The following is an 18,996-nucleotide window of genomic DNA, read 5'->3' as shown; positions in this document are numbered from 1 at the left end:
GACTGCATCTGGCGACTGAGACAGCGGTTGTCACCCACGGTCTCACCCGCCGGATGCGGTCTCAGCGATCGGGCAGCGGGCGCGGAGCGCGAACGGCTACGGGAGGTCCAGCAGCCACGTGAGCGCCAGCGCCGCGAGGACCAGCCCGGAGATCAGCCACGGGAAGCGCGTCGCGAGGCGGCGGCCCTCCGGGGCCACCCCGCGAGGGGGGCGCCGCAGCCCCGGGGGTGAGGTCACGGGCCGGGATGCCGCGGTCCTGTCGCCGCGCGCGCCGGCGTATGCCGCGCGCCCGCCGCCGACGACCAGCCGCTCATCACGCCAACGCTCCCACTGCCCGAGCTTGTCGAGCACGGCGTCGACCGCCCCGAAGAGCCACTCCCAGGTGGCCGGGTCGGTCGTGCTCACCTTGCGCTTGGTGTACATGAGCAGCCAGTCATCCACGATCTCGACGTCGAGTTCTGCCGCGTTGTCGATGAACCTCGCCATGACGTCGGGGGTGAACAGGTACAGGGCGTCCCGCTCGTACCCCTCGGGGCAGTAGAGCGCGAAGTAGCGGTCGAAGTCGCCCTCGAGGCTGAGCCGCTGCTCCTTCTTGTACAACGTGGGCAGGTTGGAGCCGAACAGGCTGTTGTTGCCGGTCGCATCCAGCACGATGTGGGGGAGCCGGTTGTCGATCTTCACCGCGACGTACCCCCAGCGGTGGGTCCGGCGATGCTTGCCGGAGCCGGTCGTGTAGACGTAGTTCGCGAACTCGACACGGCGCGGCCTCTCGGCGCGCACCACGTCGAAGCTCTCGCGGTAGGAGCCGACCCCGAAGATCATCCCCGGCAGCGCCGTGCTGCGCACCTGCGGCAGGTAGCGCATCCCGTTCGCACGGGCGAAGCGGTCGAGCCGGTACCGACGCGTGGCCGCACGCGACTGCGAGATGAGCACCGAGACCAGGTAGGCCAGGCCTCCGGCCAGGAGCACCATGACGAAGGGGCCGAGTTCGGACAGGGCAGAGAGGCCCGAGGCGAGCGATCGCGCATCGGACAGCGTCCCGATCACCATCATGCCCGCGGAGAACACCACGACCAGCACGACGGCGACGATGCTCGACACCACCGCGTTCTCGGCGCGGCCCGACGCGCGCAGCTCTCTCGCGAACGCACGCACGTCAGCGCGTTTCACGCGCTCGGTCAAGGCTCCCGGGTCGAAGGGCGTGGATGCCGTCGGGTCGCTCATGCGGCCGGGCACCGGGTCAGCGACTCAGCAGGCCGAACAGGCCGAACATGCCGGTCTGCATACCCAGCCACAGCACCAGGAACACCCCGGCCACGATGATGGCGCCCCACGGCACGCGCTGTTGCAGGCGCCGTCCCTGCTGCGCGACCCCGGCCGGCGGGCGCAGGGACTCGGTCGGCGGAGTGAACGGCAGGGTCTCGGCCCCGCCGACGGCGGCCTGGGCCGCGGGCGCCGCCCCCGCCGGGGTGGGTGCCGCAGCGGCCGGCAGCGACGCCGCGGTCGCCAGCCGGTCGTCGCGCCAGCGCTCCCACTGGGCCAGCTTGTCGAGCATCGCGCCCACGACAGAGAACAGCCACGCCCACATGCGGGGGTCGAGCGTGCAGAAGTCACGCCGGGCGTAGAGGAAGAGCCAGTCGTCGACGATCTCGACGTCGAGCTCCGCGGCGCTGTCGATGAGCCGCGCCATGATGTCGGGCGTGAACAGGTAGAGCGCGTCCCGCTCGTAGCCCTGCGGGCAGTAGAGCCGGAAGTAGCGGTCGAAGTCGCCCTCCAGGCTGAGCAGCTGATCCTTGTCGAAGCTGGCGGGCAGGTTCGAGCCGAACAGGCCGTTGTTGCCGACGGCATCCAGCACGATGTGCGGCAGCGGGGTCGACAGCTTGATGGCGATGTAGCCCCAGCGGTGGGTGGTGCTGTTCTTGCCCGACCCGGTCGTGTACCGGTAGTTCGCGAACTCCACGAAGCGCGGGTGCTCCCCCCGCACCAGGTCGGACGCCACCCGGCTGCGTCCCTGGTGGAAGATCATCCCGGGCAGGGGCGGGGTCTTGAGCTCCGGATGCCAGGTCATGCCGTTGGCGGCGGCGAAGCGGTCGAGGCGGTAGGCGCGCTCTCCCTGCCCGCGCAGGGAGCGCACCACCACCACGGCGACCACGGCGGCGACGACCACGATGAACAGCACCGGCACGAAGGCGAGGAGCCCGAACACTCCGCCCCCGACAGAGGCGAAGCCGACGAACATGCTGCCCATCGAGCCGACGATGCTGAACCCGAACACACCCACGACGACGAGGGCGGCGATCGTCTGGACGTTCGGGCTCCCCGATATCCGACCGGTCGCCGAGAGGTGTCGCCTGTGCGCCGCGATCGCCCCACGGTCAGCCGGATCCGTGAGGGGGCGGGGATCGAATCGCGCGCTCATCGCGGGATTCTCCGGTTCGCGTCGTCGGCGGTGCGCTGCATGCCGTCACGCTACCGGGAACCGCGGATTGTCGAGGACGCGCCCCCGTCCGCTAGACTGTCGTGGTTGCCCGTCTGTCGCGCCCCTGTGCGTGTGAGAACGGGCACGTGCACACACCCTCCTGCTTCCGGGAAATGCCCGGGAGCCGTTCTAGTCCGAAGGAGGTGGGTCAGTGACGCACATCCACCAGTACGAACTGATGGTGATCCTCAACCCCGAGATCGACGAGCGCCTTGTCGCCACGAACCTTGAGAAGTTCCTCAAGGTCATCACCAACGGTGGTGGCACTGTCGACAACGTCGACATCTGGGGTCGCCGCCGTCTCGCATACGAGATCCAGAAGAAGACCGAGGGCGTCTACGCCGTCGTCAACTTCACCGCGACCAGCGAGTCCGCGCAGGAGCTCGACCGTCAGCTGAAGCTGAACGAGCAGATCATGCGCACCAAGATCCTCCGCGCTGAAGAGGCCATGGCCATGGTCGCCGCCGAGAAGGAGCGTTCCGACGCGAAGGCCGCCCGCAAGGCTGCCGCGCCCGCGAAGGCTGCGAAGGCGTAACGACGATGGCCGGCGAGACGATCATCACCGTTGTGGGAAACCTCACGGCAGACCCCGAGCTGCGTTACACGCAGAGCGGGCTGCCCGTCGCGAACTTCACGATCGCGTCGACGCCGCGCACCTTCGACCGTCAGGCCAACGAGTGGAAGGACGGCGAAGCGCTGTTCCTCCGCGCGAGTGTCTGGCGGGATTTCGCCGAGCACGTGGCCGGTTCCCTCACCAAGGGCATGCGGGTCATCGCGACCGGCCGGCTCAAGCAGCGGTCCTACCAGGACCGTGAGGGCCAGAACCGGGTCTCCATCGAACTCGAGGTCGACGAGATCGGTCCCTCGCTGCGATACGCCACCGCTCAGGTGACGCGCACCAGCAGCAGCGGTGGTGGCGGAAACGCCGGCGGCGGCGGTGGCGGGCAGCAGTCCCGCCCCCAGGTCGCCGACGAGCCGTGGGCCACGCCGGGTTCGGCGAGCCCCGACGCCTGGAGCGCCCCCGGCGCTTACGGCGACGACACTCCGTTCTGATCTCTCGGATCAACCAACTCTCTCTAAGGAAAAACCATGGCTGGAAAGTCGAGCGGCGACCGCCGCAAGCCGCGGAAGGGCGCGAAGAACGCTGCTCCCGCGAAGGCGATCCGTGTCGGCGTCATTGATTACAAGGACGTCGCCACTCTTCGCAAGTTCATCTCGGAGCGTGGGAAGATCCGCGCCCGCCGTATCACCGGTGTCTCGGTGCAGGAGCAGCGTCTGATCGCCAAGGCGATCAAGAACGCCCGTGAAATGGCGCTCCTGCCTTACGCCGGCGCTGGCCGTTAAGGGGTCCCGACATGGCAAAGCTGATTCTCACGAATGAGGTCGCCGGGCTCGGAAGCGCCGGCGACGTGATCGAGGTCAAGAACGGGTTCGCCCGCAACTACCTCATCCCCCAGGGCTTCGCAGTGGCGTGGACCCGCGGTGGCGAGAAGCAGGTGGCGTCCATCCGCGCCGCCCGCGAGTCGCGCGCGATCCACGACCACGAAGAGGCCGTGGCCCTGAAGAACTCGCTCGAGTCGACCAAGGTTCGTCTGGCCGTCAAGGCCGGCAACGAGGGTCGCCTCTTCGGTTCGGTCAAGACCGGTGACGTCGCGGACGCGGTCAAGGCCGCCGGTCTGGGCGACCTGGACAAGCGCAAGATCCACATCACCTCGCCGATCAAGGCTGTGGGCGAGCACGAGGCGACGATCCGCCTGCGTGACGACCTCACCGCCGTGATCACCCTGCAGGTGGTCGCCGCCAAGTAAGGGCGGTGAAGCGCCCCCTGGGGCGTGTGAACGACACGGATGCCGTGGACCTCAGGTCCGCGGCATCCGTCGTTTCACCGGGTGGCGGGATCCTCCGAACTGTGCATAACGTACGGCTCCGTCCCCAACCTTCAACATCCACTTCAACCACAATCCCATCCACAGGCTGTGGAGGAATTATTCCCTGGTCGTCCCGGAAAACGCATCTGTGCTTTTTGCGGATCCCGGGCGTTTTCCACAGGGGTTGTGCACAGGGTGGGCGGCGTTTCGCGCAGACTCTCCACAGAGTTATCCACAGGCTTGGTTGCAGGTGTCGGTGGCCGTGTCTAGCGTGAGATCGTCCCACCCCGACAGACCCGAATCGACGGAGGTACGCACGCGTGTCGATCGCTGACATCTCCGACGAACGGCTCGGCGGCCGCCGTGACAACGAGCGCACCCCGCCGCACGACATCCTCGCGGAGCAGAGCGCGCTGGGGGGCATGCTGCTGTCGAAGGATGCCGTCGCCGACGTCATCGAGACCCTCCGCGGCGCCGACTTCTACGTGCCCAAGCACGAGCTCATCTTCGAGGCGATCCTCAGCCTGTATTCCCACGGTGAGCCCACCGATGTCGTGGCGGTCACCGACGAGCTGATCAAGACCGGCGAGCTCCAGCGCGCCGGCGGTGCCGACTACCTGCACTCTCTGACCTCGATCGTGCCGACGGCCGCCAACGCCGGCTACTACGCCTCGATCGTCTCCGAGCGGGCGCTGCTGCGCCGACTCGTCGAAGCCGGCACCCGCATCGTGCAGATGGGCTACTCCGGCCAGGGCGAGGCCGTCGAGCTGGTCAACAACGCGCAGGCCGAGATCTACGCGGTCACCGGTGCCGAAGCCGCCGAGGACTACGTGCCTCTCGAGACGGCCGTCACCTCGGCCATCGATGAGATCGAGGCCGCGCGAGGTCGCGACGGGTCGATGACCGGCATCCCCACGGGGTTTGCGCAGCTCGACGAGCTCACCAACGGTCTGCACGGTGGCCAGATGATCGTCGTCGCCGCCCGTCCCGCCATGGGAAAGTCCACGCTCGCGCTCGACTTCGCCCGCTCCGCGGCGATCAAGCACAACATGCCCACGATCTTCTTCTCGCTCGAAATGGGGCGCAGCGAGATCGCCATGCGTCTCATGAGCGCCGAGGGGGCCGTGCCGCTGCAGAACATGCGCAAGGGCACCTTGGATTCCCGTGACTGGACCACCATCGCCGCCACCCGCGGCCGCATCAACGACGCGCCGCTCTACATCGACGACAGCCCCAACATGACGCTGGTCGAGATCCGCGCCAAGTGCCGTCGCCTCAAGCAGCGCGTCGGCCTGCGCATGGTGATCATCGACTACCTGCAGCTGATGACCAGCGGCAAGAAGGTCGAGTCGCGCCAGCAGGAGGTCAGCGAGTTCTCGCGTGCGCTCAAGCTGCTCGCCAAGGAGCTGCAGGTGCCCGTGATCGCGCTGTCGCAGCTGAACCGTGGTTCGGAGCAGCGCACCGACAAGCGCCCGCAGGTCAGCGACCTGCGCGAGTCCGGCTCGATCGAGCAGGACGCCGACATGGTCATGCTGCTGCACCGCGATTCGGTGTACGACAAGGACACCCGCCCCGGCGAGGCCGACCTCATCGTCGCGAAGCACCGTAACGGCCCGACCGCGACGATCGAGATCGCCTTCCAGGGTCACTTTTCCCGCTTCACCGACATGGCGCCGGTGTAGCGGACGGCGCTTGCCCGTGCCTCTCAGCCTCCCGGGTCTCGCCCGACGCCATGACCGCGTGGTGTGGAGGGAGACCTTCCCGGTCGGCGCTCTCATGCGTGAGAGGCTGGCCGCATGCCTACGGCTCTCTCAGTGGACGGGCTTGCCAACGCACGCGACCTCGGTGGCATGGAGCGCAGCGATGGTTCGCTGACTCCGACGGGCGTGTTCGTTCGCGCCGAGATGCTGGACCGTCTGGGCGAATCCGGGTGGGCTGTCCTGCGAGGTCACGGGGTGCGTACCGTCATCGACCTGCGGCGGCCGGAAGAGGCCACCGGCGCCGTACCCGACGACATGCTCCTGGTGCGCGTCGATCTCGACGGTGATGAACGCGACTTCTGGGAGCCATTCGAGGCGGACGGGCGGTGGGGAACGCCGCTGTACTACGCCGCTCACCTGCAACAGCTGCCGCATCGGCTTGCGCAGGTCGTACAGGCCATCGCGTCAGCCCCCGCGGGAGCGGTCCTGTTTCACTGCGGAGCCGGCTGGGACCGAACAGGGCTCGTCGCCGCCTTCCTGCTCAAGGCGACCGGCGTCAGCGAGGATGCCGCGGTCGCCGACTACCTTCTCTCGTTCGCGAACGCTGACGCGATGACCGCGCTTCATCGTCGGTCCTTCGATGTCGAGGAGCGTCTCGGGGTGCTCGCGGCGTTCGGTCATACGCCGGAGTCGGCGTTTCGCGAGATGTATCGGCAGCTCGATGTGGACGGTTGGTTCCGTCACGCAGGAATCGACGAGGGCGCAGCCCGCTCGATCGTCACCTGGCGCGGACACGTCGACGCGAGCCCGCATGGAGCCCAGAGATCGCTCGAGCCGAGAACGCAAGCGTGCAGTGGGGGATCGCGACCGCTCCCGGCGCAGACCAGAGGGGATACTTGACCCTGACACTGTGGAAGGCGAGAGAACTGAGACATGTTGTCCATCGGAGCCTTCGCGCAGATCGGTCAGGTGACCCACCGGATGCTGCGCGGTCACGAGCGCACGTTGACGCGGGCGTCGAGTAGCGGCTTCGCGGTTCGTGAGAGCGGCGTCAGAGGATCGTGCAAGGGTGTCGGAATGGCATCCGCGCAGGCACTGAGCGAGTCCGACCGCCGACTGGTGGCGGCGTGGGCGGCGGACTGTGCCGAGCGAGTGCTCTTCCTCTTCGAGTCCGAGGCGCCCGATGACGACCGTCCACGCGACGGCATCGCTCGGGCGCGTGCGTTCGCCGCAGGCACGCTCGATGCCTCAGGTGAGATACGCCGACGCTTCGTCGCGGGTCGGGCATCTCAGGCCGTGACGTCGCCGGCGGCGAAGGCCGCCGCGTGGGCCGCCGGTCAAGCTGCCGGGGTCGCGCATATGGGAGCACACGCGCTCGGCGCTGCCGCATACGCCGCTGTGAGTCTTGAGATGGCTGGTCTGGGACTGGCTGGCAGGGTTGATGTTGGTCGTCTTCGTCCGGTCGTGGCTCGATATGCCGCTGGCCCCGTGTGGGCCTTTCTTTCGATCTGCCCGTCCCGGGCGAGGGCGGCCGACGCCACCCGGCCCACCTCGATGGCCTGATTAGAAGCCTGCCCGACCTCCTTGGGTCGTGGCCCGTCACAGTGATGCCGCGAAGTGATTTCCTCCCGGGCCGGCGCCGGCCGCCGCGCGGCCGTGCCCGTGTTCCATCGAAGGAAGGACCGATCCGCAATGACTATCGTCGCGCACTCCCATCCGTTCGTCATCGGCGTGGACACCCACGCCAAGACACACACGTATGCCGTCATCGAGACGGGGTCTGGGCAGCTGTTGGGCTGCCAACAGTTCCCGACCAGCCCGCCGGGCATCGCCCGCGCGATCGGCTGGGCCGGCCGCCTGACCGGGGGTGAGGCCGATACGTTGTGGTCGATCGAGGGTGTCGCCACCTACGGCGCGCGACTGGCCCGCGCGGCCACCGAGAGCGGATACGAGGTGGTCGAAGCACCCCGCATCAGCGCCAGAACCCGCCGCGGCCTTGGCAAGTCCGACCCGTTGGACGCTCACGCGATCGCAGCCGCCGTGCTGCCGCTGGAAGAGAACCAGTTGCGTCGTCCCCGCGCCGACGACGGGACGCGTCAAGCGCTCCGCGTGCTGGTCGCCGCACGCGACCAGATGTCGACGGAGAAGACGGTGAACGTGAACGCGCTCACCGCGCTTCTGCGCACCAACGAACTCGGCATCGACGCCCGCAAGCCCCTCAGCGCGGCCCAGATCGGACAGGCATCACGCTGGCAGAAGCGCCACGAGCCCATCGCCATCGCCACCGCGCGAGGCGAGGCCGTCCGGCTGGCCCGACGAATCGTTGACCTGCAGGACGCGTTGACCGAGAACCACGCCCGCATGACCGAACTCATCACCGCGAGCCCCGCGGCGCCCCTGCTGCAGGAGACCGGCGTCGGCGCTTACACCGCAGCCGTCGTCATCACGGCATGGTCCCACCCCGGCAGAGTCCGAAACGACGCCGCGTTCGCCTCGCTCGCCGGCGTGAACCCGCTGCCCGCGTCCAGCGGCAACACGACCCGCCACCGCTTGAACCGGGGTGGGGATCGGCGCTTGAACAAAGCGCTCCACTTCATCGCGATCACACGAATGAGTCGCGACCCCGGCACGAAGGCCTACCTCGACAAGCGCCTGGCCGAAGGACGCACCCGCCGCGAGATCCGACGCTGCATCAAGCGCTACCTCGCCCGACACCTCTACCGAACCCTCAACGCGCTCTACGACGCCGCTCCTGCGCCCGCCTCGAACTCCACCCTCGCTCCGACAATCGGCTGACCAAGCGGGGAGGGGACGACGTAGTGCCCGAGTGAGCGGTTGCTAAGCGGAGCTCGGAGCGCAGCGGAGAGCGGAGTCTGCAAAGAGCGAACGACGGGAACGGAGTCATTCCTCCCCGCTACACTCTCGCCGTCGGAGGGGGCACTTACGCCTTCGTCACTGGGACGCAAGACGCTTCGGAGGAGACGAGTCAGGTCACCACGACCGGCTGAACTTCGACCGGCCCCGGGCAGACGCCATCGGAGCTGCTGGTGAATGGAATCTCGAACCATTCGTCGCGGATGGTCGCACCGGCGGCGTCGACGATCGCAACCCGGATGCCAGCCCCAAGATAAAGCCCGATAGTGTCTTGCGGCGCATACGGCGGCTCCTGCGGAACCTCCCATTTCCCGGGGTCCACGGATGCGACGAGAGCGGGCTCGCAATCGTCGCCCAGACACGCCGCCACCGATCCGCCGCCGACCAGGTCCGGATCTATCTCGATGACAACCGGATCTGAGAGGACGAACCCGATGGCCGGGCAGGCGACGCCCGGGGGAACGCATGCGCTGAGAGCCAGCGCACTTGTGAGAATCCCGGCGGCGACAGCAACCTTGGGCGTTCGCATGCCAGTGAATCTAACAGCGACTCGGCAGCGCCCATCGCGCCCACTCCGGTTCCCACATCCGAGGGACCTTGACAAACATAGAAGCATCGAAGGCCCGACAGGTGTCAGAGCCGGACGACGCGGCCGCTGCCGCGGAGGAGATCCGCTGGCAGCTCGCGCGCATGAGTGATCCGGCCAGCGACCGCGAGACACGCACCCTGCCCCCTTGGAGGCGGTGGTGGCCGGAAGAGAACATGCGCCCGCTGTTTCCGGACGATGCGACGTTCGCGCGGGTCGATGCCAGCTGAGGTGTCTTCGATTTGTGCCACGGCCTCGCCCGCCGTCGTCCTAGACTCGCGGGCATGAACAGCCTCATGCAGCTCCTGCCTGTGTTCGCTGAGGCTTCCTCGCGCGATGAGTCCGGGGTCGTCTTCGGCGGGATCGGGGGTTTCGTCGGCTACGTGCTGTTCGTCGCCGCCGTGTGGCCCTTCCTGAACAAGGCAGGCCAGCCCGGGTGGACGGCGCTGATCCCGGTCGTCGCCGCGTTCTTCATCGTGCGGGCCGCCGGGCTGTCGGCATGGTGGACGCTGCTGTATCTCGTCCCCATCGCCAACGTCGTCCTCTCGATCATCGTCGCCCTGCGGCTCGGGCGCGGGTTCGGGCACGGCGCGGTCTTCTCGGTGTTCCTGCTCTGGCTGCTGTCCCTGATCGGCTATTTCGTCATCAGCTACTCCAGTGACACCTACGACCCCCGGCGCATCTGAGCCTGCCTCCACCGTCGGTCGGCGACGATCTCTCTGTCACGATGTGCGCATGACGTTCACGACCCGGATGCCGGTGCCCAGCGACGCCGATGAGATCGCCGAACTCCACGTTTCGACGTGGCGCGAGGCCTATGCCCACCTGCTGCCCGAAGACCACTTCTCGGCGGAGTACATCGATCGACGGCATCGGATGTGGAAGCACGTGCTCGCGAACCCGAGCGACGATGTGGTCGTCAGAGTCGCGGAAAGCGACGGAGCAATCATCGGGTTCGCGTGGGCGGGTCCGCCGCCCGGCACGGAGGGTGCAGAGCCGCCGTGTGATCGCGAGTTGTATGCGATCTATGTCGCCGCAGGGCACTACGGCGGGGGAGTGGGTCAGACGCTTCTCGATGAAGCGCTCGGCGCGGGGCCGGCGATGCTCTGGGTCGCGAAGGAGAACCCTCGTGCGACCGCGTTCTACGTGCGCAACGGTTTCCGCTTCGATGGCGTCGAGCGAATCGATCCGCATGCTCCGTTGATCACCGCAGCGCGGATGGTGCGCTAGCCCGAGGGAGAGCGCCTGAACCGGGGTGCCCGTCGCGTCAGTCGAAGATCGCGACCGATTCCGACAGTCGAGTCACTTCTTCAGGGGTGAGTTCGAGGTCGGCGGCTTTCGCGGAATCCGTGATGGATGCCGCGCGCCGCGCACCCGGGATCGGGATGACGTGCGGGTCGAGGGCGAGCTCCCACGCCAGCACGACTTGCTGCGGGCTGACGCCGTGTGCATCGCCGACGTCGCGGAAGGCCGAGAACCGGTCGCCGACGCTGCTGGCACCGCCGCCGGTGCCGCCGAGAGGACTCCACGGCAGGAAGGCGATGTCGTGAGCGGCGCAGAAGCGCAATTCGTCGATGCTTCCCGGGTGCTTCGGCGAGAACTCGTTCTGGACGCTGGCGAGGTTGCCTTCGCCGAGCACGTCCAAAGCGATCTGGATCTCTTCGACACTCGCGTTCGAGATGCCGATCGCGCGAACGAGGCCGTCGTCGTGCAACGACTTCAGTCCCCGCATGATGTCGGCGTAGACACGGGTGCGGTCGGGACGGTGGTACTGGTACAGGTCGAGCTGGTCGACGCCGAGGATCTCGAGTGACTTCTCCGCGGCCGAGCGCAGGTAGGCCGCCGACCCGTCGCGTCCCTTGGCTCCGTCTTCGCCGAGCGTGATGCCGCCCTTGGTCGCGACGAAGATGCGCGAGGAATCCCCGTCCCATGTCCGCAGCGCCTCGGCGACGATGCGCTCGTTGTGTCCCATCTGTTCGCCATCCGGGGCATAGATGTCAGCCGTGTCGATGAGCGTCACGCCCGCGTCGAGGGCGGCGTGCACGGTTGCCACGGCATCCTCGAACGACGGGTATCGCTTGTCGTTGTTCATCGACAGCGGCATGGCGCCCAGGCCGATCGCCGAGACCTGTCGTCCTGCCAGAGTGCGCTGCTTCATTGCTTCTCCTCGTCGCGTCGTTTCCACACTGTGCCAGGCGCAGCCGCGCGGGGATGGGGCTGGACATCCGGTGGCGCACCGTAGTAGCCCGCGACGCCGAACGACGGATGTTTCTAGGATGTCGCCGTGGACCGCGTGATCGTCATGGGAAGCGTCTTCCTTCCCGGCTTCGTGATGGATCCGCTGGTCCGCGCGTTGCGAGCGAGAGGACTCGAAGCCGAGCGGGTCGTGCCGACACCGCTCGGGACACCGCAGGCGATCGGCGAGGCGTACGCGGCCGCGGCGGCGGAGCTCGGTGCGACCGCGGCGATCGCGCACTCGAACGCCGGAAACTTCGTCCCCGCGGTGGCGGCGGGTTCTGCGGTCAACCGCATCGTGTTCCTCGATGCGGTGATCCCGCCCCTTCGCGGTGGCACCTGGCCTGTCATGCCCGCGCGGGCGCGCCGCACGCTGCCGGTCACCGCGAGGGACGGCATCCTGCCACCGTGGACGCGGTGGTGGCCGGAGGAGAGCGTGCGTCCGCTGTTTCCCGACGACGCCACTTTCGCGCTGGTGGATGCCGGCGCACCCTCCATCCCAGCCGCCTACCTGTCGTCACGCGTCTCCGCGCCGCGGAATTGGACGGCGGGCCTCCGTTGCAGCTACGTGGCATTCGGACACACCTACGCCGACGAGGTGGGCGTCGCCACAGGTGCGGGGTGGCCCGTGCGCGCGCTCGAACTGGGCCACCTCGGAATTCTGCAGGACCCCGCGATGGTCGCCGACGCGGTGCTGTACGACTGACGAGACCGCGTGATTGACACCCCGTGCGGTGGGCGCAGGGGTTGCCTTCGGCCGGCACGTCATTAGGGTGAACCGCGACGGCGTGACCCGAGGGGATGTGGTCCCGCCGCAGGGGAGCGGACCACTGCGCACCGGGGAGAACGCGATGAGACCACTGCGCTACTCGATCAACATCACGATCGACGGCTGCGTCCACCATGAGGCGGGGCTGGGCCCGGATGAGGAGTCGATGGACTACTGGGCCGCCCAGATGCAACGAGCCGACGCCCTGCTGTTCGGCCGGGTGACCTACGAGATGATGGCCGGGGCGTGGCGGCGGCCCACCTCAGGAACCTGGCCCGAGGGGATGCGGGCGTGGGAGATCCCGTTCGCCGAGGCCATCGACGCGGCCAAGAAATATGTCGTGTCGAGCACACTGTCCTCCGCCGACTGGAACGGCGAACTGGTGCGCGGTGACCTGGCAGACGCGGTGTGGCGACTCAAGCAGCAACCCGGCAACGGCCTCTGGGTGGGCGGGGTGACCCTTCCCCTCGCACTGGCCGACCTGGGATTGATCGACGAGTACGAGTTCGTGGTGCAGCCGGTGGTCGCGGGCCACGGGCCGACGCTGCTCGCCGGGCTGCGCGAGCGCCTCGCCCTCGAACTCGTGGAGCGTCGCGACTTCCGGCCGGGGTCGGTCGCGCTGCGCTACCTCCCCGCTCGCGGGTGAGCCCGCCCCACGGTCAGCGCCGGGCGGATGCCGCGGCAGCCGCGGGCAGCGTTCGCAGCAGCGACCGTTCCGCCGAGCCCGTCTGCTGGGCGACGTCCCACAGCACCGACGACGCGCCACCGGAGACGGCGGCGTGCTCCGGCTGATCGTCGCTCCCGGCGGGCGATGGCTCGGGATCGAGCACCTGCAGCACCCGCTCGATGTCGCCCGGGGTCAGCTCACCCGACGGAGCCAGGGCCGTCAGGTCGCGCAGCCCTGTCTGCAGTGACGCGAGGTCGGCGAGCTGCGTGTCATCGAGGCGATCGTGGTCGGGCACGAGGTCGGCCTGCGCACGGGCGGCATCCCGGAAGAGGGCGAGGTCCTCGACCCGCTGAGGACCCGCGCCACCGGCGGCACGAAGCGCTGTCGCCGTCGCGTCGACGGCCGTCTGGATCCGGCTGCGCAGGGGCGGCGGCCGCAGACCCGGGATCACGATGAAGCCGAACACCACGCCCAGCAGCACCGCGCACGCCGTGAGCGCCACGTACTGCGTCAGCAGGTTCACCGGGTTCAGGTCCCGCGTGACGGCGTTGAAGCCGACGCTGACGACCACCATGAAGGCGCTGCCGAGCGCCGGGCGCGTGACGATGTACCAGAGCCCAAGGCAGAGCGAGACCGCAGCGACCGCCACGAGGTACTGCTGCGGAACGACCAGCAGCACGACGGCGACCGTGAGTGAGCCGGCGACCACCCCGATGATCTTGTTGCGCGTCTTCGTCGCGGTGTCGCTCCACGTGGCCTGCATGATGCTGAAGGTGGCGAGCAGCGCCGTGGACACCAGCGGGTCGCCGCGCTCGAGCCCGGAGGTGATCAGCAGCATGAGGAACACCGCCAGCGCCGTGCGCACCGCGTGACGCATCTGGATGGACTGCAGTCGTGCCGACGGGTGCAGCACGGCGTCCCGCAGCCCGCGCCGCCGGTCGCGCTCGAGGCGGACCGGTGCGGTGTCACGGGTCGTCAGTGCGCGCTCCACCGTGTCGAGCGCGCGGGCCGCGTCGCCGAGGGCGCCCGTGTCGGTGGATGCCGCGGGCGGCGGAGTCTCGGGGGAAGCACCTCCGCGGGCGGGCTTCGCCTTCAGCTGGTCCGACAGCTTCTGGGCGCGTTCGCGCAGTGCGGCGGTGGCGTCGGCATCCGTCGGGTTCGACAGTTCTGCGGTGCGCAGCGCCACCCGATACGCGGATGCCGCCTCGAGCGCGTCCGCGAGCCAGCGCTGCCGGCCGTCGCTCAGCCACGTGCGGAAGGCGGTGGCGGTGGCGGCGCTCGGGTCGTCGGCGTCGAGCACGGCGGCCACCTGCTGCCGCGTCGGCTTCGAGGGGTCGCTGATGCCCATGAGGACGCGCAGGACGAGCGCGACGACCACGCCGGCCACGGCGGCCGCGATCACCTGCTGATGGTCCGCCCCGCCGGTGGGGGCGTACCCGTAGCCGAACATCGTCGTCATGCCGAGCCCCATGCCGGCGGTGCCGAAGCGGGGGCCGAGCAGCGGCAGCAGCGCCGCGACGAACGTGAGCACGACCACCAGCGCGATCGCCGCGGGCCGCGAGGCCTCCGCGACGAGGCGCGGGACGGCTGCGGCGATGATCAGCAGTGGACCCATGACGGCGGTGATGCGCAGATCGGCCCGCAACGGCCCGCCGATGAACGCCACGAGGGAGAACATGCCCGTGAGCCCGCCGATGATGCCCGCCGCACCGGCGCCCCACGCGTCGGCGAGAAGCACGGAAGGGAGGACCACGATGATCATCAGCAGGATGAGCAGGGGGGTGCCCTTGGGATGCTTGTGGGCTGCAGCCCCGCTCTCGGCGTGGCGACGGCGGAGCTTGCGTGGCTCGTCCATGGCTAGACGGTAGGGCGCGAGCGCGGGAGGCGCCAGGGGCCGCGCTCGTGCGCTGGCGGCCCGGGGAGGGAGGATACGCCCCGGGCGTCCGGCTGGCGAGGGGGTCGGCGGGGGAGCCCCCGACCGCGAGTCTGAGCGGACCGACCCTTGGAGGAGACATGTACTTTCATGTTCAGCAGCTGATCAACGAGATCGACCAGGATCAGCCCGACCCCGATGCCGCCAACGCACTGCAGGAGGGGCTGGGCGGGCAGTTCGGCGAGATGCGCACGATGATGCAGTACCTGTTCCAGAGCATCAACTTCCGCGGACCGTCGGCCAAGCCCTACAAGGACCTGATCCAGGGCATCGGCACCGAGGAGATCAGCCACGTCGAGCTCATCGGCACCACCATCTCCCGTCTGCTCGACGGCTCGCCCGGTTACAAGGGCAAGCCGACCGACCCGGTCGACGCCCCGGGTGCGGGCGGGGCGACACCGCTGAAGATCGCCACGTCCGAGAGCAACATCCACCATTACCTCGTGGGTGCGCAGGGGGCCATGCCGGTGGATGCCGCCGGCAACCCGTGGCTGGGCAGCTACGTGTACAACTCGGGAAACCTCGTGCTCGACCTGCTCTACAACCTCATGCTCGAGTCCACGGGACGCCTGCAGAAGTGCCGCCTGTACGAGATGACGTCGAACAAGACGGCCCGCAGCACCATCTCGTACCTGATTGTGCGCGACCAGGCCCACGAGAACGCATTCGCCAAGGCGCTCGAGACCCTGGGCGTGAATTGGCGCACGGCGCTGCCGATCCCCAAGACCAATGCGGAGAAGTTCCCGGAGGTGGCCCGCCTGACCGAGCTGGGACTGCAGAGCAAGCAGTACTCCTTCGATCTGACGAACCTCTCCGAAGCGGGAAAGATCTTCCAGGGCCTGTCTCCGTCGAACGACGGGACGCAGCTCGATGCCAGCGAGCAGGCGCCGGCGGGCTCACCGATGACGATCGCACCGGAGCGGCCCGAGGAGTTCTCCCCGGGCGCCGACGCCGACCTGCGGGCCCTCATCGAGGCGACGGCGGCCATGGAGATGGCCGACATCGAGCGCACGTTCGGGGAGATGAAGTAGGTCCACGCCGCGTGGTGAGGGCGCGCTGGGCCGACCGGTCTTCCTCCCGCGACGACGCGGGGTTACCGTGAAGCCGCAGCGCGCCCCCTCACGTGCGTGCCGCAGACGCGTGGCGGGAGAACGGCAGAGATGACCGAACAGCAGCCGTACGACGTGGTGCGTGCCTTCGACGGGTTCGAGCTCCGGCGCTACCCGCAGCATGCGGTGGCAGAGGTGATGGTCGACGGCAGATTCGAGGACGCCGGAAACCGTGCCTTCCGGTACCTGTTCTCCTACATCAGTGGCGAGAACGAGCCGGCCGCGAAGGTGGCGATGACGGCGCCGGTGATCCAGGGCGGAGGCGGGTCGACCATCGCCATGACGGCCCCGGTGATCCAGCGGGCGGCCGCGGGCCGCACGGTGGCCCGCCTTCCTGCGGCACAACGAAGTGATGCTCGATGTGGAGCCGCCCACGCAGCGGCATCCTGACGGCGATACGGGAGCTGCATCGTGACCGGAACACTGCCGAGGGGAGAGCCGCCATGTGCCGGTGGATCGCATATCTGGGAGCGTCGCTTCCCGTCGAGGACGTTCTCGTCCGCCCTGACCATTCACTGATCGACCAGAGCCTGGTCGCCCGCCGGCTGTACCTGCCGGGCACGACGATGGCGTCCCAGTTCCGGCAGCACGCGTTCCCCACGAACGGGGACGGGTTCGGCCTGGCCTGGTCGGGACGCGGGGGTGTGCTCGGCCAGTTCCGCCAGACCACACCGGCCTGGGACAGCGACAACCTGCGCCACCTCGCCGCCCAGATCGAGTCCCCCTGCTTCCTCGCCCATGTGCGTGCCGCCCCCGGGGGCACGATCGCCGAGCAGAACGCCCATCCCTTCGTCCACGACGGGTGGATGTTCCAGCACAACGGCGAGATCGGCGGGTTCACCGAACTCAAACGCGAACTGACCATGGACGTCGCCCCCGAGCTGTACCCGTACATCCGGGGCACCACGGACAGTGAGGTGTGCTTCTTCCTCGCGCTCACGTTCGGACTGGCCACCGATCCCGTGAACGCCCTCACCCGGATGATCGAGCGGGTCGAAGCCGCCCGTGCCGCTCACGGGGTCACCGACCCGTTCCGCGGCGCGTTCTGCGCCTCAGACGGGGCGCGGCTGGTTGTGGCGCGGTGGCTGAGCGCCGATGCCGGCGAGCTTCCGGCGCCCTCGCTCTTCCGCAGTGCCGGGCCCGAGACCCTGCATGTGGGCGAGGGGCGCACCGAGCGGCTGCCCCACGGCGCCCAGCTCGTGGTGTCGGAGCCGCTCGAGCTGCACTGGTCGCGGCGGCACTGGCAGGAGATCCCCGTCGGCACCGTCGGCGTCTTCGCCCGCGATGCCGAGCCCGTCCTCACCGCCCTCGGCTGACGGCCGCGGCCGCAGCATGTGCCGCGCCTGCCCCCCTTTCCGTCGGCACCGGGCGGGGCTACCGTGAACGCGCACGCACCCCGATCGCGAGGAGGACGCCATGAACCGGACGCACGCCGCCGATGCGCAGCCCGGCACCGAGTACGCCGCGGCGCCGCCCGCACGAGCGGCCGGAACCCTCGGCATCCTGGCCGGGATCGGGCTGATCGTCCTGGGGCTGGCGGCGTGGATCACGGTGTCGCTGCAGCTGCGGGAGGAGAAGATCACGGTGCCCGACGACGCGATGGCCTTCCAGGGCAAGACCGTGGCGGGGCCGCTCACCGCCTTCGCGCAGGCCGCCATCATCCAGCATCACGCGCTGGGATTGTCGGGCGGCAAGACCTACGCCGAGCTCGACCGCGATGACCCGGTGCGGGTGACGCTGATGGACGCGTCGTTCCTGCGGGCCTCCCTGTTCACGTCGGTGGTGTCGTTCGGTGTCGCCGCGTTCGCCATGGGCGTCGGCGCCCTGTCCGTCGTCTTCGGCTGGGGGCTGCGCCGCGCAGCGACGCCCACCACGGTCGTGGTGACGCGCCCGCTGTTCTCCCGCGGCTGACGCGCGGCGCGCTCGCCACCTCACCCGTGGCCGCCGCCGCCCCGCCGCGCGGCGCTCTCGACCTGCCCGGCATGCAGATCGCCCACCCACTCCCAACCGAGTTCGGGCGCATCGATGCGCGGGTCGTCGAACACCCCGCCATCGCGCAGCGTCTCGATGTACCGCCGGTCCAGCGCCAGCCGCTGCCGCAGCTGCGCGGCGTCACCGACCGAGCCGTGTCCGGGGACGAATGCGTCCACGCGGTCGGCGATGGACGCCAGCGTGTCCAGTCCCGCGAGGTAGTCGCCCAGCGGGTCGTCGGCGCCCTCGAGGTCGGGCATGGGGACGAAGACGTCCGAGAGCATGTCGCCGGCGACGAGCACGCGGCGTCCCTCCACCAGGAGCGCCGCGTGCCCGATCGCGTGGCCCGGATGCGCGACGACCCGCACCTCGGGTCCGCTCCAAGGGATGCGCCCGCCGTCGCCGGGTAGCGCCGCGATCAGCCCGAACGGGTCGATCGGCACGTCCGAGACGATCTCGGGGGGCAGGGCGTCGGCGAACCGCTGCTGCCAGTCGCTCTGCGCCCGCAGGTCGCCCAGGAACGCCGCGCACGCCGGCGTGCCCCAGCGCGGGGCGTCGCCGAATGCCGGATGCCACAGCGCGTGATCCCAGTCGGGGTGCGTGGCGAAGCCCGCGACCACCGGCATCCCGAGCACGAGCAGGTCGTCGGCGAGGCACCGCATCTCGGCCGCGGTGATGCCGGGGTCCACCAGCAGGACGCCCTCCTCGCCCTGCACGGCGACGCTGTTGTTGCGCAGCAGCGGACTCTGGTGGGCGAACACCCCGGGGGCGACGGGGGTCAGCATGACCGTGGCCCTACGGTGTG

23 protein-coding genes are annotated in these 18,996 nt (G+C 69.1%); 17 read left to right on the top strand and 6 right to left on the bottom strand.

Features of this window, described 5'->3' with window-relative positions; translation table 11 throughout:
• Window positions 1–96: 96 nt before the first annotated feature.
• Window positions 97–1,224 carry a hypothetical protein gene (locus tag QNO26_RS14340; RefSeq protein WP_257638563.1) on the bottom strand — a complete coding sequence of 376 codons (1,128 nt, stop codon included), beginning with the start codon at window positions 1,222–1,224 and terminating at the stop codon, window positions 97–99.
• A gap of 16 nt (window positions 1,225–1,240) precedes the next feature.
• Complete coding sequence (locus tag QNO26_RS14335) at window positions 1,241–2,419, bottom strand: hypothetical protein (RefSeq protein ID WP_257532428.1); 1,179 nt, start codon at window positions 2,417–2,419, stop codon at window positions 1,241–1,243.
• A gap of 211 nt (window positions 2,420–2,630) precedes the next feature.
• On the opposite strand from QNO26_RS14335, the gene rpsF reads away from it, so the two are divergent.
• The 8 genes from rpsF to QNO26_RS14295 all read left to right on the top strand — a co-directional run bounded on the left by rpsF (window position 2,631) and on the right by QNO26_RS14295 (window position 8,843).
• Complete coding sequence (gene rpsF, locus QNO26_RS14330) at window positions 2,631–3,014, top strand: 30S ribosomal protein S6 (RefSeq protein WP_257532426.1); 384 nt, start codon at window positions 2,631–2,633, stop codon at window positions 3,012–3,014.
• Window positions 3,015–3,019: 5 nt separating this feature from the next.
• Window positions 3,020–3,532 (top strand): single-stranded DNA-binding protein, encoded by a 513-nt coding sequence (locus QNO26_RS14325; RefSeq protein WP_257532423.1) that lies wholly within the window; start codon window positions 3,020–3,022, stop codon window positions 3,530–3,532.
• 36 nt (window positions 3,533–3,568) lie between these two features.
• On the top strand, window positions 3,569–3,823 hold the full coding sequence (gene rpsR, locus QNO26_RS14320; RefSeq protein WP_133541417.1) for a 30S ribosomal protein S18: 255 nt from the start codon (window positions 3,569–3,571) through the stop codon (window positions 3,821–3,823).
• Between the two features lie 11 nt (window positions 3,824–3,834).
• A complete protein-coding gene (rplI, locus tag QNO26_RS14315) occupies window positions 3,835–4,287 on the top strand; it encodes a 50S ribosomal protein L9 (RefSeq protein WP_257532422.1) in 453 nt (150 codons plus the stop codon).
• 380 nt (window positions 4,288–4,667) lie between these two features.
• Complete coding sequence (gene dnaB, locus QNO26_RS14310; protein ID WP_257532420.1) at window positions 4,668–6,029, top strand: replicative DNA helicase; 1,362 nt, start codon at window positions 4,668–4,670, stop codon at window positions 6,027–6,029.
• Window positions 6,030–6,143: 114 nt separating this feature from the next.
• The gene (locus QNO26_RS14305; protein ID WP_257638562.1) at window positions 6,144–6,947 is read left to right on the top strand and encodes a tyrosine-protein phosphatase; all 804 of its coding nucleotides are present in this window, start codon (window positions 6,144–6,146) and stop codon (window positions 6,945–6,947) included.
• A 33-nt stretch (window positions 6,948–6,980) separates the two neighbouring features.
• Window positions 6,981–7,610, top strand: a complete 630-nt coding sequence (locus QNO26_RS14300; protein WP_306824460.1) for a putative immunity protein — start codon at window positions 6,981–6,983, stop codon at window positions 7,608–7,610.
• A gap of 129 nt (window positions 7,611–7,739) precedes the next feature.
• Window positions 7,740–8,843: an IS110 family RNA-guided transposase gene (locus QNO26_RS14295; protein ID WP_135062884.1), complete on the top strand. Its 1,104-nt coding sequence runs from the start codon at window positions 7,740–7,742 to the stop codon at window positions 8,841–8,843.
• Window positions 8,844–9,033: 190 nt separating this feature from the next.
• Here QNO26_RS14295 and QNO26_RS14290 read toward each other — a convergent pair whose 3' ends face one another.
• Complete coding sequence (locus QNO26_RS14290; RefSeq protein ID WP_257638561.1) at window positions 9,034–9,450, bottom strand: hypothetical protein; 417 nt, start codon at window positions 9,448–9,450, stop codon at window positions 9,034–9,036.
• Window positions 9,451–9,551: 101 nt separating this feature from the next.
• Here QNO26_RS14290 and QNO26_RS14285 point away from each other — a divergent pair, with 101 nt between their 5' ends.
• The 3 genes from QNO26_RS14285 to QNO26_RS14275 are packed head-to-tail and all read left to right on the top strand — an operon-like array spanning window position 9,552 to window position 10,737.
• The gene (locus QNO26_RS14285) at window positions 9,552–9,737 is read left to right on the top strand and encodes a hypothetical protein (RefSeq protein ID WP_257638560.1); all 186 of its coding nucleotides are present in this window, start codon (window positions 9,552–9,554) and stop codon (window positions 9,735–9,737) included.
• A gap of 54 nt (window positions 9,738–9,791) precedes the next feature.
• Window positions 9,792–10,193: a DUF5684 domain-containing protein gene (locus tag QNO26_RS14280; RefSeq protein ID WP_257638559.1), complete on the top strand. Its 402-nt coding sequence runs from the start codon at window positions 9,792–9,794 to the stop codon at window positions 10,191–10,193.
• A 49-nt stretch (window positions 10,194–10,242) separates the two neighbouring features.
• The gene (locus QNO26_RS14275) at window positions 10,243–10,737 is read left to right on the top strand and encodes a GNAT family N-acetyltransferase (protein ID WP_257638558.1); all 495 of its coding nucleotides are present in this window, start codon (window positions 10,243–10,245) and stop codon (window positions 10,735–10,737) included.
• Between the two features lie 37 nt (window positions 10,738–10,774).
• Here QNO26_RS14275 and QNO26_RS14270 read toward each other — a convergent pair whose 3' ends face one another.
• Entirely contained in the window at window positions 10,775–11,665 is an 891-nt protein-coding gene (locus QNO26_RS14270) for an aldo/keto reductase (RefSeq protein WP_257533890.1), read from the bottom strand.
• A 126-nt stretch (window positions 11,666–11,791) separates the two neighbouring features.
• On the opposite strand from QNO26_RS14270, the gene QNO26_RS14265 reads away from it, so the two are divergent.
• Both QNO26_RS14265 and QNO26_RS14260 read left to right on the top strand, forming a co-directional pair.
• Window positions 11,792–12,448: a hypothetical protein gene (locus QNO26_RS14265; protein ID WP_257533889.1), complete on the top strand. Its 657-nt coding sequence runs from the start codon at window positions 11,792–11,794 to the stop codon at window positions 12,446–12,448.
• A 145-nt stretch (window positions 12,449–12,593) separates the two neighbouring features.
• Window positions 12,594–13,157: a dihydrofolate reductase family protein gene (locus QNO26_RS14260; RefSeq protein WP_257533888.1), complete on the top strand. Its 564-nt coding sequence runs from the start codon at window positions 12,594–12,596 to the stop codon at window positions 13,155–13,157.
• Window positions 13,158–13,170: 13 nt separating this feature from the next.
• Here the strand turns inward: QNO26_RS14260 and QNO26_RS14255 are convergent, their stop codons facing one another.
• On the bottom strand, window positions 13,171–15,033 hold the full coding sequence (locus QNO26_RS14255; RefSeq protein WP_257533887.1) for an FUSC family protein: 1,863 nt from the start codon (window positions 15,031–15,033) through the stop codon (window positions 13,171–13,173).
• A 158-nt stretch (window positions 15,034–15,191) separates the two neighbouring features.
• On the opposite strand from QNO26_RS14255, the gene QNO26_RS14250 reads away from it, so the two are divergent.
• From QNO26_RS14250 to QNO26_RS14235, 4 genes are all read left to right on the top strand, one after another.
• Window positions 15,192–16,142 carry a manganese catalase family protein gene (locus QNO26_RS14250; protein ID WP_257533886.1) on the top strand — a complete coding sequence of 317 codons (951 nt, stop codon included), beginning with the start codon at window positions 15,192–15,194 and terminating at the stop codon, window positions 16,140–16,142.
• A gap of 129 nt (window positions 16,143–16,271) precedes the next feature.
• The gene (locus tag QNO26_RS14245) at window positions 16,272–16,610 is read left to right on the top strand and encodes an SOUL family heme-binding protein (protein ID WP_306816797.1); all 339 of its coding nucleotides are present in this window, start codon (window positions 16,272–16,274) and stop codon (window positions 16,608–16,610) included.
• A gap of 53 nt (window positions 16,611–16,663) precedes the next feature.
• On the top strand, window positions 16,664–17,536 hold the full coding sequence (locus tag QNO26_RS14240; RefSeq protein WP_257533885.1) for a class II glutamine amidotransferase: 873 nt from the start codon (window positions 16,664–16,666) through the stop codon (window positions 17,534–17,536).
• A 100-nt stretch (window positions 17,537–17,636) separates the two neighbouring features.
• Window positions 17,637–18,131: an aromatic ring-opening dioxygenase LigA gene (locus QNO26_RS14235; protein WP_257533884.1), complete on the top strand. Its 495-nt coding sequence runs from the start codon at window positions 17,637–17,639 to the stop codon at window positions 18,129–18,131.
• A gap of 20 nt (window positions 18,132–18,151) precedes the next feature.
• On the opposite strand, the gene QNO26_RS14230 is transcribed toward QNO26_RS14235, so the two are convergent.
• On the bottom strand, window positions 18,152–18,976 hold the full coding sequence (locus QNO26_RS14230) for an MBL fold metallo-hydrolase (RefSeq protein WP_257533883.1): 825 nt from the start codon (window positions 18,974–18,976) through the stop codon (window positions 18,152–18,154).
• Between the last annotated feature and the right edge of the window lie 20 nt (window positions 18,977–18,996).

Origin of the sequence: Microbacterium sp. zg-Y1090, from assembly GCF_030246945.1 — a bacterium.
GTDB classification, from domain to species: Bacteria; Actinomycetota; Actinomycetes; order Actinomycetales; family Microbacteriaceae; genus Microbacterium; species Microbacterium wangruii.
This window is presented reverse-complemented; position numbering and strand designations above follow the sequence as displayed.

What these genes read in the sequence shown, in the direction of transcription:
- QNO26_RS14340 (WP_257638563.1), bottom strand. Translation starts at nt 1,224, where the DNA reads ATGAGCGACCCGACGGCATCCACGCCCTTCGACCCGGGAGCCTTGACC.
- QNO26_RS14335 (WP_257532428.1), bottom strand. Translation starts at nt 2,419, where the DNA reads ATGAGCGCGCGATTCGATCCCCGCCCCCTCACGGATCCGGCTGACCGT.
- QNO26_RS14325 (WP_257532423.1), top strand. Translation starts at nt 3,020, where the DNA reads ATGGCCGGCGAGACGATCATCACCGTTGTGGGAAACCTCACGGCAGAC.
- rpsR (WP_133541417.1), top strand. Translation starts at nt 3,569, where the DNA reads ATGGCTGGAAAGTCGAGCGGCGACCGCCGCAAGCCGCGGAAGGGCGCG.
- rplI (WP_257532422.1), top strand. Translation starts at nt 3,835, where the DNA reads ATGGCAAAGCTGATTCTCACGAATGAGGTCGCCGGGCTCGGAAGCGCC.
- QNO26_RS14305 (WP_257638562.1), top strand. Translation starts at nt 6,144, where the DNA reads ATGCCTACGGCTCTCTCAGTGGACGGGCTTGCCAACGCACGCGACCTC.
- QNO26_RS14300 (WP_306824460.1), top strand. Translation starts at nt 6,981, where the DNA reads ATGTTGTCCATCGGAGCCTTCGCGCAGATCGGTCAGGTGACCCACCGG.
- QNO26_RS14295 (WP_135062884.1), top strand. Translation starts at nt 7,740, where the DNA reads ATGACTATCGTCGCGCACTCCCATCCGTTCGTCATCGGCGTGGACACC.
- QNO26_RS14290 (WP_257638561.1), bottom strand. Translation starts at nt 9,450, where the DNA reads ATGCGAACGCCCAAGGTTGCTGTCGCCGCCGGGATTCTCACAAGTGCG.
- QNO26_RS14280 (WP_257638559.1), top strand. Translation starts at nt 9,792, where the DNA reads ATGAACAGCCTCATGCAGCTCCTGCCTGTGTTCGCTGAGGCTTCCTCG.
- QNO26_RS14275 (WP_257638558.1), top strand. Translation starts at nt 10,243, where the DNA reads ATGACGTTCACGACCCGGATGCCGGTGCCCAGCGACGCCGATGAGATC.
- QNO26_RS14270 (WP_257533890.1), bottom strand. Translation starts at nt 11,665, where the DNA reads ATGAAGCAGCGCACTCTGGCAGGACGACAGGTCTCGGCGATCGGCCTG.
- QNO26_RS14260 (WP_257533888.1), top strand. Translation starts at nt 12,594, where the DNA reads ATGAGACCACTGCGCTACTCGATCAACATCACGATCGACGGCTGCGTC.
- QNO26_RS14255 (WP_257533887.1), bottom strand. Translation starts at nt 15,033, where the DNA reads ATGGACGAGCCACGCAAGCTCCGCCGTCGCCACGCCGAGAGCGGGGCT.
- QNO26_RS14250 (WP_257533886.1), top strand. Translation starts at nt 15,192, where the DNA reads ATGTACTTTCATGTTCAGCAGCTGATCAACGAGATCGACCAGGATCAG.
- QNO26_RS14245 (WP_306816797.1), top strand. Translation starts at nt 16,272, where the DNA reads ATGACCGAACAGCAGCCGTACGACGTGGTGCGTGCCTTCGACGGGTTC.
- QNO26_RS14240 (WP_257533885.1), top strand. Translation starts at nt 16,664, where the DNA reads ATGTGCCGGTGGATCGCATATCTGGGAGCGTCGCTTCCCGTCGAGGAC.
- QNO26_RS14235 (WP_257533884.1), top strand. Translation starts at nt 17,637, where the DNA reads ATGAACCGGACGCACGCCGCCGATGCGCAGCCCGGCACCGAGTACGCC.
- QNO26_RS14230 (WP_257533883.1), bottom strand. Translation starts at nt 18,976, where the DNA reads ATGCTGACCCCCGTCGCCCCCGGGGTGTTCGCCCACCAGAGTCCGCTG.